The following is a 14,619-nucleotide window of genomic DNA, read 5'->3' as shown; positions in this document are numbered from 1 at the left end:
GTTGTCACATTATCTAAGAATAATTTTCGCTGGTACTCCTGATTTTGCAGCACAACATTTAAAAGTGCTAGTTGACAAAAAAGATAAATATGAAATTATTGGAGTTTTAACACAACCTGATAAACCATCTGGAAGAGGAAAAAAAATAACATCTAGTGCAGTAAAAATATTAGCAAATAAAATGAATATTCCTGTTTTTCAACCAAAAACATTAAAAACAAAAGAAAGCCAAAACTGGATTAAAAATCAACATGCTGACATTATGATTGTCATTGCATATGGAATTATTATACCTGAAATAGTACTCAATCTTCTCCCTATGGGATGTATAAATCTTCATTGTTCATTATTGCCTAGATGGAGAGGCGCTACACCAATTCAACATTCTATTTTAGCTGGAGATAAAACAACAGGAATTAGCATTATTCAAATGGATATAGGAATAGATACAGGAAATATACTTTATCAAACCACCTGTCCAATTGAAATAAATGATACAACTAGAACACTATATCAAAAACTAGAAAAAATTGGACCAATAGCTCTACAAAATACTCTTGATTTGCTTACTTCTGGAAAAATAAAATCAAAAAAACAAAATCATATTTTTGTTAAATATGCAAAAAAAATTAAAAAAAAAGAAGCATTAATTAATTGGAAATCATCAGCAATACAAATTGAAAGATGTATCAGAGCATTTAATCCTTGGCCAGTTAGTTATTTCATTATTGAAAATACATTAATAAAAGTATGGGATGCTCAAGTTATTTTTGCAAATATTTATTTATCTCCTGGAACGATTTTAAACGTTAATAAAACTGGTTTAAAAGTAATCACTTCAAAAAATATTTTAAATATTTTAAAAATACAACCAGCGGGAAAAAAAATAATGTTAGTTAAAAATTTTATAAATTCTCATCATAAATTATTTATTCCTGGAAAAATAATTCATTAAAAAACAGAATAAAAAATTACTATTTTAGTATAGGTGATCATTTAAATGCATAAAAAAAATAATGTTAGAAGTATTTGTGCTCAAATAATTTTGCAAGTTATGGATCAAAAAAAAACATTAAATAGTGCACTTATAAAATATAAAAAAAAATTATCAGATAAAGACAAAGCCCTTCTACAAGAACTAAGTTTTGGGATACTTAGGGTTTTACCTATGCTACAATGGTTTATTCAACAATTAATAAAAAAACCATTACATAAAAAAAAACAAATAATTAATTATCTTATCATGGTAGGTATTTATCAACTTAATTTTACACGTATTCCATCATATGCTGTAATAAATGAAACTGTAAATGGGGCTATTTTATTAAAAAATTCTAAATTAAAAAAATTTATTAATGCGGTTTTAAGAGCATTTCAAAGACAAAGAAAAAAATTAAATAAAAAAATAAAAAATAAAAAAAATAATCATTTACATCCTCAGTGGTTATTAAAAAAAATTCAAAAAGCTTATCCCTATCATTGGAAAAAAATTATTACAGAAAATAATCAAAAACCTCCTATGTGGATAAGAGTAAATCAATTATATCATTCAACTCATCAATATTATGAATTACTAAAAATAAGTAACATTTCGGCCACTTTAAGTAAAGATTGTCTTTCTGCAATTAAATTAAATCAACCATGCAAAATCAATCAATTACCAGGATTTGATCAAGGTTGGATAACCATCCAAGATATATCTTCACAAAAATGTGTAGAATTATTAAACCCTAAAAATCATGAATATATTCTTGATCTCTGCGCTGCACCAGGTGGAAAAACTACTCATATACTTGAAATTGCTCCAAAAGCTTATGTTTTAGCAGTTGATATAAACAAATCACGAATACAATATATTAAAGATAATTTTAATCGATTGAAATTACATGCAAAAATTATAGTAGGAGATGGACGTTATCCAGAAAAATGGATAACATCAGAAAAAAAATTTGATCGTATATTATTAGATTTACCTTGTTCTGCCAGTGGTGTAATTCGTAGACATCCAGATATTAAATGGATTAAAAATCCTACAGAGATTCTAAATTTAATAAAATTACAATATGAAATTCTTGAAGCTATTTGGCCTTATTTAAAAAATCAAGGTACTCTTGTTTATAGCACTTGTTCTATTTTACCAGATGAAAATCAAAAACAAATCAAAAAATTTCTTTTTTATTACAAAGAAGCATATTTAAAATACGACATTGGTTGGGGGACCCAAATTTTACCAACCAAAAATGGAGGAGATGGTTTTTTTTATACTTCTTTAGTAAAAAAATAATATTAATCTTAATATTATAATTGAATATTAACAAAATGAAAATATCATGAAAATTATTATTTTAGGTGTGGGACAAGTTGGTGAAACACTTGCAGAAAATTTAGTTGATGAAAATAACGATATTACTATTATCGATACAAATAGTGAACGTTTACATCAATTACAAGATAAATTTGATCTTAAAGTTATCACCGGATATGCTTCTTATCCTAGAGTCTTAAAAGAAGCTGGAGCTGAAGATGCCGACATGTTAATTGCTGTAACCAATTCAGATGAAACCAATATGATCGCCTGTCAAATTGCTGATTCTCTATTTCATACTCCAAATAAAATTGCTAGAATACGATCATCTGAATATATTAAAGAGAATAAAAAACTTTTTCTTCCTAATGGGAAGATACCTATTGATTATCTAATTTCACCAGAACAACTTGTAATTGATTACATTTATAAATTAATTCAATATCCTGGAGCACTTCAAGTTGTTAATTTTGCAAACAATAAAGTTAGTATTGTAGCTGCAAAAGCATACTATGGCGGTTTACTTGTAGGTAATTCACTATCACACATAAAAGAACATTTACCTCATATTGATACTCGGATTGTTGCAATATTTCGCAAAGAAAAACCAATAAGACCACAAGGATCTACTATTATTGAAGCAAGTGATGAAATTTTTTTTGTTGTAGCAACAGAACATATTCGTGCAGTTATGAATGAACTACAACGCTTAGAAAAACCATATAAACGTATTATGATAGTCGGAGGTGGTAATATTGGTGCTGGTTTAGCAAAAAAAATAGAAAAAAAATATAATATTAAATTAATAGAAAGAAATCAAAAAAGAGCAAATGAATTAGTAGAATTATTACATCACACAATAGTTTTTTATGGAAATGCTTCAGATCAAGAATTACTCACTAAAGAGCATATTGAAACAATAGATGTTTTTATAGCAGTTACAAATGATGATGAAGCAAACATTATGTCAGCTATGCTTGCAAAAAAAATGGGTGCAAAAAAAGTAATAGTTTTAATTCAACGTGCTGCTTATGTAGATTTAGTACAAGGAGAAGTAATAGATATTGCTATATCACCTCAACAAGTAACAATTTCAGCATTATTAGGACATATTCGTAAAGCTGGGATCATTAATGTCTCGTCTTTACGAAAAGGTATTGCAGAAGCGATAGAAGTTATTGGACATGGTGATGTAACTACATCAAAAATAGTGGGTAAAAAAATTAAGAAAATTAAACTTCCTCCTGGAACAATTATTTGTGCTATTGTTCGTAATGATGAAGTTATTATTGCTAATAACGATCAAATTATTAAACAAGGAGATCATATAATTATTTTTATAACTGATAAAAAATATGTACATGAGGTAGAAAAGATTTTTCAACCTAGTCCATTTTTTTTATGATATCTTAATTTTATATATACGTATAAATATTGATTAATAACATATTTTTTATTATAAAATATGTTTTTTAAATAAATTTTATATTAATTTATTGCCTTTAAGAAATAGAAATTATTTTTAATATCAGATTTTTTATATAAATATTCCAAAAATTCAATATACAAAAAATTTAATGGATACAGTCTAATCAAATCAATATAGATTAAACTTTAAAGAAATAAATCACAAATGCTTTTTTATTATCATAATATAAAAAAATACATTTATAAGAATAAAGCTTAATTGTGATTTGCAATATTTCTATTCACTTTTAATTTGCAAAAAACAAACTCTATTATTAAACTAGACTTTATTTTTAGAAAATATTCTTGATATTTTTAATATCAAAAAAAATATATTTTTTTAATATATAAAAAATAAATCGTATATACCTATCTCTATATACGATAGGTATCAAATGCCAAAAACATAAAAAACATAATTTTCTTATATTTATTTGAAGATAAATAAAGATATTTTTATATCTAAAATTTATTTTGATTCAAAAAAATTAAAAAAATTAAATTATTTTTTAATTATATCTCCTTTAGATTTTAAAATTCGATCAACAAATTCAATATAAGCCATAGGTGCATTATCACCTGCACGAAAACCACATTTCATAATACGTGTATAACCACCTTTACGTTTCAAAAAACGCACTCCAACTTCATGGAATAATTTTTCTACAATCTGATTATCACGAATACGTGAAAATACTAAACGACGATGAGCTAAATTATCAATCTTTGCAAAAGTAATTAATGGTTCAACAATTCGACGTAATTCTTTTGCTTTTGATAAAGTTGTTTTAATAATTTCATAACGAATTAAAGAACTAGCCATATTTTGCAACATGGCGTAGCGATGGCTACTATTACGATTAAATTTACGACCACTCTTACGATGACGCATGACCTTATCCCTTTTTTTTTAAAACCTGTATTAATAAATATATGATCATTTTATTCATCAGCAATACTTGCTGGTGGCCAATTATCTAAACGCATACCTAATGATAACCCTCTTGATGCTAAAACATCCTTAATTTCAGTAAGTGATTTTTTACCAAGATTAGGAGTTTTTAATAATTCAACTTCAGTACGTTGCACTAAATCACCAATATAGTGAATAGCTTCTGCTTTCAAACAATTTGCAGAACGCACAGTTAACTCTAAATCGTCTACTGCACGAAGTAAAATTGGGTCAAATTCTGGTTTTTCATCTTTTACTTCTGTTTTGCTGGCTACATCACGTAAATCAACAAAAGCTTCAAGTTGTTCAGCTAAAATTGTTGCTGCTCGACGAATGGCTTCTTCTGGATCAATTGTACCATTTGTTTCTAATTCAATTACTAACTTATCTAAATCAGTACGTTGTTCTACACGAGTAGCTTCAACATTATAAGCAATTCTTTCTATTGGACTATAACATGCATCAACTAATAAACGACCTATTGGACGTTCATCTAATTCTGATTGAAGTCGAATAGCAGCTGGAACATATCCACGTCCACGTTGTACTTTAATCCGCATGTTTATAGAAGCAATCTCATCAGTTAAATGACAAATAACATGTTGAGGTTTAACAATTTCTATATCATCATTAGGACTAACATCTGCTGCAGTAACAGGTCCAATACCAGATTTATTCAATATCAAAATTACTTCATCTTTACTATGCACTTTTACTGCTAATCCTTTTAAATTAAGAAGAATTTCTAAAATATCTTCTTGTACACCTTCTTTAGTACTATATTCATGTAATACACCATCAATTTCAATTTCTGTTACAGCACAACCAGGCATAGATGAAAGCAAAATACGACGTAATGCATTCCCGAGAGTGTGCCCAAACCCACGTTCTAAAGGCTCTAATGTTACTTTAGCATGTGTCGCACTAATTTGTTCAATATCAACCAAACGAGGTTTAAGAAATTCTGTTATAGAAGCCTGCATTATACCCTCTCTGTTTTTCTAAGCTTTACTTAGAATAAAGCTCGACGATTAAGTGTTCATTAATATCCGCAGATAAATCACTACGTTCAGGAATATGTTTGAATACACCTTCCATTTTAGCAGAATCAACATCTATCCAATTTGGCTTTTCACGTTGCTCAAAAAGTTCTAAAGCAGCATTAATGCGAGATTGTTTTTTTGCTTTTTCACGAATGCTAATAATATCATTAGGAGAAACTTGATAAGAAGCAATATTAACTACCTGACCGTTAACCATAACTGATTTATGATTAACTATTTGACGTGCTTCAGCACGCGTTGCACCAAATCCCATCCTATAAACGATATTATCTAAACGACATTCCAATAAATTTAACAAATTTCTACTAGTATTTCCTTTCAATCGCATTGCTTCTTTATAATAATTACGAAATTGACGTTCTAAAACACCATAAATACGACGTACTTTTTGTTTTTCACGCAACTGTACACCATAATCAGATAAACGTAATTTACGTGTAGCATGTTGTCCTGGTGCTTGTTCTAATTTACATTTACTATCAATTGAACGCACATCAGATTTTAAAAAAAGATCTGTACATTCTCTACGGCTAAGCTTCAGCTTAGGACCTAAATATCTAGCCATTTTTTCTCCAAGAAATCCTAAAACATAACGCAATCAAACACGACGTTTTTTTGGTGGACGACAACCGTTATGAGGTATTGGAGTTACATCATTTATATTCGTAATACGAAAACCCGCTGCATTTAAAGCACGAATAGTTGACTCACGTCCTGGTCCTGGTCCTTTAACCATAACTTCTAAATTTTTTATACCATATTCTTTTACTATTTCAGCACAGCGTTCTGCTGCAACTTGAGCAGCAAAAGGGGTAGATTTACGAGAACCACGAAAACCAGAACCACCTGCAGTAGCCCAACCTAACACGTTACCTTGACGATCAGTTATCGTAACAATAGTGTTATTAAAAGACGCATGAATATGAGCTACACCATCTAAAATTTGCTTTTTTGCACGTTTACGTAAACGTGCAGATATTTTAGTCATTATTTAATACCTCTCTTCTCCTCTAAACGCGGGATATTTATTTTTTTATCAATTTACGGGGGCCCTTACAAGTACGTGCATTAGTCTTAGTGCGTTGACCACGAACAGGAAGACCGCGGCGATGACGTAAACCACGATAGCAACCAAGATCAATCAGACGCTTGATATTTAAAGTAACTTCACGACGTAAATCACCCTCGACAATATATTTAGCAACTTCTTCACGCAATTGATGGATTTGCTCTTCAGACAACTCACTGACCTTAACATATTCAGAAATACCAGTCTCTATGCAAATTAAACGCGCACGATTTTTACCGATACCATAAATAGATGTTAATGCAATTACAGTGTGTTTATGGTCAGGAATGTTAATGCCTGCTATACGGGTCACTATGTACTCCTAAAATTTAACTTTGTATAAAGTGTACTGAAAAAATATTTTCAAAATACTGAAAAAACTATACTTTTTTCCTATAAAAAATTTTGGATAAATCAATAATCAACTTAACTTAAACTTTGTAAAAAATATTTTTTATTAACCTTGACGTTGTTTGTGTCTCGGTTCAACACTACAAATTACACGAAGACTACCTTTTCTTTTAATAATTTTACAATTACGACATAACTTTTTAACAGAAGCCCGAACTTTCATTTTTATGATCCGTAAAATTTATAACTACCATTACAAAAACTTGATTATTTTCCTTTAAGATTTGCTTTTTTTAATGCAGATTCATATTGACTGGACATCATAAGAGTTTGCACTTGAGACATAAAATCCATGATTACAACAACAACAATTAAAAATGAAGTACCACCAAAGTAAAATGGAACGTTTATTGCATCACGCATAAATTCTGGTATTAAGCAAATAAAAGTAATATATAAAGCACCAACTAATGTTAAACGTGTCATTATTTGATCAATATATTTAGATGTTTGTTCTCCAGGTCGAATTCCAGGTACAAATGCACCTGATTTTTTAAGATTATCGGCTGTTTCTCTTGGATTAAAAATTAATGCTGTATAAAAAAAACAAAAGAAAATAATTGCAGATGAATACAATAATACATAAAGAGGTTGTCCTGGTTGTAGATACATTGAAATCATGGTCAACCAGCTCCAACCTGTTCCATCACCAAACCAAGAAACTATTGTTCCAGGAAACAAAATAATACTAGAAGCAAAAATTGCAGGAATGACACCTGCCATATTTATTTTTAATGGTAAATGTGTAGTTTGTGCAGCAAAAATACGCCGACCTTGTTGACGTTTTGCATAATTTACAACTATTTGACGCTGTGCTCGTTCCATAAAAACAACAAAATAAGTAACAGAAAATATTAAAAACAAAATTAAAAATAATGGAAAAAAATGTAAATCACCTTGTCGCACTTTTTCAAAAGTATTAGCGATTGCTGGAGGTAATCCAGCTACTATACCAGCAAAAATAATAATCGAAATTCCGTTTGCAATACCTTTTTCAGTAATTTGTTCACCTAACCACATTAAAAATATTGTTCCTGTAACTAAACTAATAACAGCCGTACAATAAAAGGGAATATCTGGATTAATAACTAATCCGTGCATACCATCCATATTTGGTAAACCTATTGCAACTCCAATAGATTGAAATATCGCTAATACTAAAGTACCGTAACGTGTATATTGATTAATTTTACGTCGACCAGATTCACCTTCTTTTTTTATTTCTGCTAATCGTGAATTTAATACAGTAAGTAATTGAACAATAATTGATGCTGAAATATATGGAACAATACCTAATGCAAAAATAGAAGCGCGACTAAGTGCACCACCAGAAAACATATTAAACATTTCGATAATAGTGCCCTTTTGCTCTTGAAATAATTTAGTAAGAACAGTAGCATCAATTCCGGGAATAGGAATAAAGGAACCGATACGAAAAACAATCAGTGCTAAAATAACAAAAAAAATTCTACTTTTTAGTTCACTGATTCCAGCTTTAGCACTTTGAAAATCTAAACCTAATTGTTTTTTTGCCATCTACAATTTATTCCTCAATTTTACCCCCAGCGGCTTCAATAATATTCTTTGCACCTTTAGTTACACGAATACCACTTACAGTTATTGGATAATCAATTTTACCGGATAGAATAATTTTTGCATATTTTATATGAATACCAACTATATTAGCAGATTTTAATATATTTAAATTAATGATATTACCTTTAACTTTAATAACATCCGATAAACGTAATTCTATTGTTTTTTGTACTTTTCGTGAAAGAAAACCAAATTTTGGTAAACGACGATATAAAGGCATTTGACCACCTTCAAAACCACGACGAATAGTACCTCCAGAACGAGATTTTTGACCTTTATGACCACGTCCAGCAGTTTTTCCTAAACCAGAACCAATTCCACGACCTACACGTTTTGGTACATGTTTAGCGCCTTCAGTTGGAGACAAAGTATTTAAACGCATTCATTATTTTCCTTAACTTTAACCATATAATTTATTAAATTTATCATCCCTCTAATAGCTAGTGTATCCTCACGTTCTACACTATGACCGATATGGCGTAAACCTAAACCGCTTAATGTTGCTTTATGTTTTGGTAAACGACCAATAGCACTTCTTACTTGTGTAATTTTAATATTTTTATTCATAGTTATACGTTACCAAGAATTTCTTTAACAGATTTGCCACGCTTAGATGCAATCATTTTTGGAGACTTCATACTATCTAAAGCATTAAGAGTTGCACATACTACATTAATTGGATTAGTTGAACCATAAGTTTTAGCTAATACATTATGTATACCTGCCACTTCTAATACAGCACGCATAGCACCTCCTGCTATAATACCAGTACCATCATGAGCTGGTTTCATAAAGACACGAGAACCAGTATGAACACCTTTTACAGCATGATATAATGTACCATTATTAAGAGCAATATTTTTTATATTTCTACGAGCTTTTTCCATTGCTTTTTGAATCGCAGCTGGTACTTCACGTGCTTTTCCATATCCAAAACCAACACGACCATTACCATCACCTACAACGGTTAAAGCAGTAAAACTAAAAATACGTCCACCTTTAACAGTTTTTGATACACGATTTACTGTAATTAACTTTTCTTGTAATTCGCTAACTTGTTTTTCAAAATGAGCCATTATGTAAAAACCTTTAGTTCAAAAATTCAATCCTGCTTTACGAGCAGCATCTGCTAATTCTTTAATTCGACCATGATATTGAAAACCAGAACGATCAAAAGATACATTTTTTATACCTTTTGCTAATGCTCGTTCAGCAATCAATTTTCCAACTACCATTGCCGCTATTTTATTTCCAGTATATTTCACCTCTTTATTAATGACTTTTTCTGTAGTAGAAGCAGTAACTAAAGTATCATAATTTTCTGGTTCAATAATTTGCGCATAAATATGACGAGAAGTACGATGTACAATTAATCGAATCGCATTTAATTGGTTTAATTTAGCTCTAGTTTTTGTTCTTCGACGAATACGCGCTATTTTTTTATTCATACAATCAACCTACTTTTTTTTAGATTCTTTAGTAAAGATAATTTCATTAGCGTAGCGAATACCCTTTCCTTTATATTTTTCAGGAGGTCGATAAGAACGTAATTCTGCAGCTACTTGACCAATAAGCTGTTTATTTGCACTTTTCAAAATAATTTCAGTTTGTGAAGGACATGTTCCAAAAACACTAACTGGCAAAGTATATGTAATCAAATGAGAAAATCCTAAAGACAAACTAATGATTTTTTCTTTTATCGCCACACGATAACCTATACCAACTAATTGAAGTGTTTTACTAAATCCTTCCGTAACACCAATCACCATTGCATTAATCAAAGATCGAGTGGTACCAGCTTGTGTACGTGCATCAATAAAACTTTTATTAAATAAAAAAGTTAATTGGTTATCAAAATATTTTATTTTAACAAATTCATGAATTTTACGCGTAAGCTCTCCATTTTTACCTTGAATTGTTATCAATTGACCATCAAGTTTAACATTTACATCAACAGGAACAACAATAGGCATTTTTGCTATACGAGACATTTTTTCTCCTGAATTAAGATACATAACAAAGGATTTCACCACCCAATCCTACTTCACGAGCAACTCGATCAGTCATAACACCTTTAGAAGTAGAAATAATAGCAATACCTAAACCCGCTAATACTTGTGGAAGTGCTTCTTTCTTTTTATATATACGTAAACTTGGACGGCTGATACGTTCAATACTTTCTACTACAGGTTTACCTTCAAAATATTTTAATGTAATTTCTAATACTGGTTTAATATCTCCTTTGATTTTGTAATTTATAATATATCCTTCTGCTTTTAGTACTTTACTTATTGCTACTTTTAATTTGCTTGAAGGCATACTAATTGATGCTAAAGTTGCATTTTGACCGTTTCGAATATGTGTTAACATATCTGCAATTGGATCTTGGATACTCATTTGTCTTTGTCCTCTAAGTAAAATAGACAAATAAAAATTACCAGCTAGCTTTTCTAAGTCCGGGAATTTCACCACGCATAGCAAATTCGCGTACTTTAATCCGACTTAAACCAAATTTACGTAAAAAACCATGAGGTCGCCCTGTTTGTCGACACCGATTACGTCGACGAGAAAGACTAGAATCACGAGGTAATGCTTGCAACTTAAGAACAGCATGCCATCTTTCTTCATCAGAAGAGTTAATATTAGAAATAATAGTCTTTAATTTTGTGCGTTTTAAAAAAAATTTTTTAGCTAATTTTTCACGTTTTAAGTCACGTGCTTTCATTGATTTTTTAGCCATAAATACCCTCACAAAAAATCACTAATCCTGCATTTATTTACGAAAAGGAAAATCAAAAGCCTTCAGAAGTGCAAAACTTTCATTATCTGATTTTGCAGTGGTATTAATGCTAATATCTAAACCACGTACCCGATCTACTTTATCATAATCAATTTCAGGAAAAATAATTTGTTCGCGTACACCCATATTATAATTACCACGCCCATCAAAAGACTTAATTGATAAACCACGAAAATCACGAATACGTGGCATAGCAATAAAAATTAATCGTTCAAAAAAATCCCACATACGTTTACCACGCAAAGTTACTTTGCATCCTATTGGATAACCCTGACGAATTTTAAAAATTGCAACAGATTTACGTGCTTTAGTTATAAAAGGTTTTTGTCCTGTTATGAGAGCTAAATCAGATGCTGCATTATCAAGTAACTTTTTATCATTAACAGCTTCACCAACACCCATATTCAAAATAATTTTCTCTATCCTAGGAACTTGCATGATAGACTTGTAGTTAAATTGAAACATCATTTTTTTTACTATAGTCTCTTTATAGTAATCATGCAGTTTTTGCATCCCATAACCTCAAAATTATTTAATAGCTTCATTAGTAGATTTAAAAAATCGAATTTTTTTGTTATTTTCAATTCGAAAGCCTATACGGTCAGCTTTTCCGATAATTGAATTAAAAATTGCAACATTTGAAATATCAATTTGTGCTTCTTTTTCAATAATTCCACCTGGTTGATTTAAAGAAGGAACAGGTTTTTGATGCTTTTTGACTAAATTAACACCTTCAACAATTAATTTACTAGAAGATTTTTTAGAGAAAAAAATTTTTTTTACCTTACCCCGTTTACCTTTATCTTTACCAACTAATATTATAACTTCATCATCACAACGAATTTTAGCTCCCATTATTTAAAAATACTCCTATTAAAAATTATAGCACCTCTGGTGCTAAAGAAATAATTTTCATAAATTTCTCACTGCGCAATTCTCGAGTTACTGAACCAAAAATACGTGTACCTATAACCTGTTCATTTGTATTGTTCAATAAAACACAAGCATTATTATCAAAACGAATCAAAGAACCATCAGGACGACGAACACCTTTTTTTGTTCGAACAACAACTGCTTTCAATACATCACTCTTCTTTACTTTAGCACGTGGAGTAGCTTCTTTAACAGTGATTTTAATAATATCACCAATATTTGCATAACGACGATTTGAACCACCTAAAACTTTTATGCACATCACACGACGTGCTCCAGAGTTATCGGCTACATTTAATATAGTTTGTTCTTGGATCATATATTACTTTTTCCATATTATTTTTTTAAGCAAATTAAAAATTTTGCAAACCTTTATTTAAATTATAAAATTATTAATTTTATATAATCATTTTAAATAAAAAAATTTTATTCAAAAAATCTTATTTAAAGAATATTTTTTTCTACAATACGAATAAGTTTCCATGATTTTGTTTTTGATATTGGACGACTTTCACGTATTTCTACTAAATCACCAATTTTACATTCATTGTCTTCATCATGTACATGCAATTTAGTAGTACGACGTATAAATTTACCATATAAAGGATGTTTTACCATACGTTTAATGGCAACAACAATAGATTTTTGCATTTTATTACTGATAACAACACCTTGTAAAATACGAATTTTATCACTCATTATACACTCACTTTTTCAGTTAACAAAGTTTTAATCCGTGCAATATGACGACGTATTTGTTTTAATAAATGAAATTGTTTTAACTGACCACTGCTTAACTGCATAGTCAAATTAAATTTTTCACGCATTGAATGAAGCAGTTCAATCTTTAAATCTTCAATATTTTTTTTTCGTAATTCTTGTGCTTTCATTACATTACCGTTTTGGTTACAAAAATAGTTTTAATGGGTAATTTTGCTGCAGCTAATTTAAATGCTTCACGCGCTAAATTTTCCGAAACCCCATCTATTTCATAAAGAATTTTTCCAGGTTGAGCTAAAGCAACCCAGTATTCTACATTACCTTTACCTTTCCCCATACGAACTTCAAGTGGTTTTTGAGTAATAGGTTTATCTGGAAATATACGAATCCAAATTTTTCCTTCACGTTTAACACTGCGTGTCATAGCACGACGAGCTGATTCAATTTGACGTGCAGTTATCCGTCCACGATTTACTGCTTTCATACCAAAAGAACCAAAACTAATATCTGTACCTTTAGCAAAACCACGATTACGTCCTTTTTGCATCTTACGAAATTTTGTGCGTTTTGGTTGTAACATTCGCGCGACTCTCCTTACGTGTAGATTTCATATTGTTATTTTTTAGTTTGAATGATAAATTTTTCACTTGTTTTAAAACAGTCATACCACCTAAAATTTCACCCTTAAAAATCCAAACTTTTACTCCAAGCACACCATAAGTAGTTTTTGCTTCAGCAATATTATAATCAATTTCTGCACGCAACGTATGTAATGGAACACGACCTTCTCTATACCATTCAGTTCGTGCAATTTCAGCACCACCTAACCGGCCACTAACTTCTACTTTTATACCTTTTGCACCTAAACGAATAGCATTTTGCACTGCACGTTTCATGGCTCGGCGGAACATGACACGTCGTTCAAGTTGTAAAGCAATACTATAAGCAACTAATTTCGCATCTAATTCGGGTCTACGTACTTCAGAAATATTAATTTGTGCTGGTACTCCAGTAATATCAGATACTCTTTTACGTAATTTTTCAACATCTTCACCTTTTTTACCTATAACAATACCAGGACGAGCAGTATGAATAGTTACACGAATACTCTTTGCAGGACGTTCTATTTCAATACGTGAAATAGACGCTTTTGCTAATTCTTTATTTAAATATTTACGTACTTGAAAATCACTATTTAGGTTATCAGCAAATTCTTTTGTATTTGCATACCAAGTAGAATTCCAATGTTTGATGATACCTAACCGCAGTCCATTAGGATGTACTTTTTGACCCATTGCTAAT

The 14,619-nt window shown here is 30.1% G+C and carries 24 protein-coding genes; 3 read left to right on the top strand and 21 right to left on the bottom strand.

What is annotated here, in order from left to right; all coding sequences use genetic code 11:
• The first annotated feature begins 1 nt into the window (after nt 1).
• Genes fmt through trkA form a run of 3 tightly spaced genes read left to right on the top strand, consistent with a single transcriptional unit; the run spans nt 2 to nt 3,710 of the window.
• Nucleotides 2-955 (top strand): methionyl-tRNA formyltransferase, encoded by a 954-nt coding sequence (gene fmt / locus ABNS14_RS00300; RefSeq protein ID WP_348666389.1) that lies wholly within the window; start codon nt 2-4, stop codon nt 953-955.
• 45 nt (nt 956-1,000) lie between these two features.
• On the top strand, nt 1,001-2,284 hold the full coding sequence (gene rsmB, locus ABNS14_RS00295) for a 16S rRNA (cytosine(967)-C(5))-methyltransferase RsmB (protein WP_348666388.1): 1,284 nt from the start codon (nt 1,001-1,003) through the stop codon (nt 2,282-2,284).
• 46 nt (nt 2,285-2,330) lie between these two features.
• Nucleotides 2,331-3,710, top strand: a complete 1,380-nt coding sequence (gene trkA / locus ABNS14_RS00290) for a Trk system potassium transporter TrkA (RefSeq protein ID WP_348666387.1) — start codon at nt 2,331-2,333, stop codon at nt 3,708-3,710.
• A gap of 564 nt (nt 3,711-4,274) precedes the next feature.
• On the opposite strand, the gene rplQ is transcribed toward trkA, so the two are convergent.
• The 21 genes from rplQ to rpsC all read right to left on the bottom strand — a co-directional run bounded on the left by rplQ (nt 4,275) and on the right by rpsC (nt 14,612).
• A complete protein-coding gene (gene rplQ, locus ABNS14_RS00285) occupies nt 4,275-4,664 on the bottom strand; it encodes a 50S ribosomal protein L17 (RefSeq protein ID WP_348666386.1) in 390 nt (129 codons plus the stop codon).
• A gap of 50 nt (nt 4,665-4,714) precedes the next feature.
• A complete protein-coding gene (locus ABNS14_RS00280; RefSeq protein WP_348666385.1) occupies nt 4,715-5,707 on the bottom strand; it encodes a DNA-directed RNA polymerase subunit alpha in 993 nt (330 codons plus the stop codon).
• Between the two features lie 25 nt (nt 5,708-5,732).
• Entirely contained in the window at nt 5,733-6,353 is a 621-nt protein-coding gene (gene rpsD / locus ABNS14_RS00275) for a 30S ribosomal protein S4 (RefSeq protein WP_348666384.1), read from the bottom strand.
• Between the two features lie 33 nt (nt 6,354-6,386).
• Nucleotides 6,387-6,776: a 30S ribosomal protein S11 gene (gene rpsK / locus ABNS14_RS00270; RefSeq protein ID WP_348666383.1), complete on the bottom strand. Its 390-nt coding sequence runs from the start codon at nt 6,774-6,776 to the stop codon at nt 6,387-6,389.
• Between the two features lie 37 nt (nt 6,777-6,813).
• On the bottom strand, nt 6,814-7,170 hold the full coding sequence (gene rpsM / locus ABNS14_RS00265) for a 30S ribosomal protein S13 (protein ID WP_348666382.1): 357 nt from the start codon (nt 7,168-7,170) through the stop codon (nt 6,814-6,816).
• Between the two features lie 144 nt (nt 7,171-7,314).
• Nucleotides 7,315-7,431: a 50S ribosomal protein L36 gene (gene rpmJ / locus ABNS14_RS00260; RefSeq protein WP_348666381.1), complete on the bottom strand. Its 117-nt coding sequence runs from the start codon at nt 7,429-7,431 to the stop codon at nt 7,315-7,317.
• Nucleotides 7,432-7,475: 44 nt separating this feature from the next.
• Entirely contained in the window at nt 7,476-8,804 is a 1,329-nt protein-coding gene (secY, locus tag ABNS14_RS00255) for a preprotein translocase subunit SecY (protein ID WP_348666380.1), read from the bottom strand.
• A 7-nt stretch (nt 8,805-8,811) separates the two neighbouring features.
• Entirely contained in the window at nt 8,812-9,246 is a 435-nt protein-coding gene (gene rplO, locus ABNS14_RS00250) for a 50S ribosomal protein L15 (protein WP_348666379.1), read from the bottom strand.
• On the bottom strand, nt 9,237-9,431 hold the full coding sequence (rpmD, locus tag ABNS14_RS00245) for a 50S ribosomal protein L30 (RefSeq protein WP_348666378.1): 195 nt from the start codon (nt 9,429-9,431) through the stop codon (nt 9,237-9,239). The genes rplO and rpmD overlap by 10 nt, the downstream gene beginning before the upstream one ends.
• 2 nt (nt 9,432-9,433) lie before the next feature.
• The gene (gene rpsE / locus ABNS14_RS00240) at nt 9,434-9,940 is read right to left on the bottom strand and encodes a 30S ribosomal protein S5 (RefSeq protein ID WP_348666377.1); all 507 of its coding nucleotides are present in this window, start codon (nt 9,938-9,940) and stop codon (nt 9,434-9,436) included.
• Between the two features lie 18 nt (nt 9,941-9,958).
• Nucleotides 9,959-10,312 (bottom strand): 50S ribosomal protein L18, encoded by a 354-nt coding sequence (gene rplR, locus ABNS14_RS00235; RefSeq protein ID WP_348666376.1) that lies wholly within the window; start codon nt 10,310-10,312, stop codon nt 9,959-9,961.
• Between the two features lie 9 nt (nt 10,313-10,321).
• Nucleotides 10,322-10,855, bottom strand: coding sequence for a 50S ribosomal protein L6 (gene rplF / locus ABNS14_RS00230; protein WP_348666644.1), 534 nt, complete (start codon nt 10,853-10,855; stop codon nt 10,322-10,324).
• A 13-nt stretch (nt 10,856-10,868) separates the two neighbouring features.
• Nucleotides 10,869-11,261 carry a 30S ribosomal protein S8 gene (gene rpsH, locus ABNS14_RS00225; RefSeq protein WP_348666643.1) on the bottom strand — a complete coding sequence of 131 codons (393 nt, stop codon included), beginning with the start codon at nt 11,259-11,261 and terminating at the stop codon, nt 10,869-10,871.
• 37 nt (nt 11,262-11,298) lie between these two features.
• Nucleotides 11,299-11,604, bottom strand: coding sequence for a 30S ribosomal protein S14 (gene rpsN, locus ABNS14_RS00220; protein WP_348666375.1), 306 nt, complete (start codon nt 11,602-11,604; stop codon nt 11,299-11,301).
• 33 nt (nt 11,605-11,637) lie between these two features.
• Nucleotides 11,638-12,177, bottom strand: coding sequence for a 50S ribosomal protein L5 (gene rplE / locus ABNS14_RS00215; protein ID WP_348666374.1), 540 nt, complete (start codon nt 12,175-12,177; stop codon nt 11,638-11,640).
• Nucleotides 12,178-12,192: 15 nt separating this feature from the next.
• Nucleotides 12,193-12,519 (bottom strand): 50S ribosomal protein L24, encoded by a 327-nt coding sequence (gene rplX, locus ABNS14_RS00210; protein ID WP_348666373.1) that lies wholly within the window; start codon nt 12,517-12,519, stop codon nt 12,193-12,195.
• A gap of 25 nt (nt 12,520-12,544) precedes the next feature.
• Nucleotides 12,545-12,916, bottom strand: coding sequence for a 50S ribosomal protein L14 (rplN, locus tag ABNS14_RS00205; RefSeq protein ID WP_348666372.1), 372 nt, complete (start codon nt 12,914-12,916; stop codon nt 12,545-12,547).
• A 125-nt stretch (nt 12,917-13,041) separates the two neighbouring features.
• Complete coding sequence (rpsQ, locus tag ABNS14_RS00200; protein WP_348666371.1) at nt 13,042-13,296, bottom strand: 30S ribosomal protein S17; 255 nt, start codon at nt 13,294-13,296, stop codon at nt 13,042-13,044.
• Nucleotides 13,296-13,487, bottom strand: a complete 192-nt coding sequence (gene rpmC / locus ABNS14_RS00195) for a 50S ribosomal protein L29 (RefSeq protein ID WP_348666370.1) — start codon at nt 13,485-13,487, stop codon at nt 13,296-13,298. The genes rpsQ and rpmC overlap by 1 nt, the downstream gene beginning before the upstream one ends.
• A complete protein-coding gene (gene rplP, locus ABNS14_RS00190; protein ID WP_348666369.1) occupies nt 13,487-13,897 on the bottom strand; it encodes a 50S ribosomal protein L16 in 411 nt (136 codons plus the stop codon). The genes rpmC and rplP overlap by 1 nt, the downstream gene beginning before the upstream one ends.
• Nucleotides 13,866-14,612, bottom strand: a complete 747-nt coding sequence (gene rpsC, locus ABNS14_RS00185) for a 30S ribosomal protein S3 (protein WP_348666368.1) — start codon at nt 14,610-14,612, stop codon at nt 13,866-13,868. The genes rplP and rpsC overlap by 32 nt, the downstream gene beginning before the upstream one ends.
• Between the last annotated feature and the right edge of the window lie 7 nt (nt 14,613-14,619).

Source organism: Arsenophonus symbiont of Ornithomya chloropus, from assembly GCF_964026495.1.
Taxonomy (GTDB): Bacteria; Pseudomonadota; Gammaproteobacteria; order Enterobacterales; family Enterobacteriaceae; genus Arsenophonus.
The sequence above is the reverse complement of the archived record's forward strand: the minus strand, read 5'-3'. Positions and strand labels throughout refer to the sequence as shown.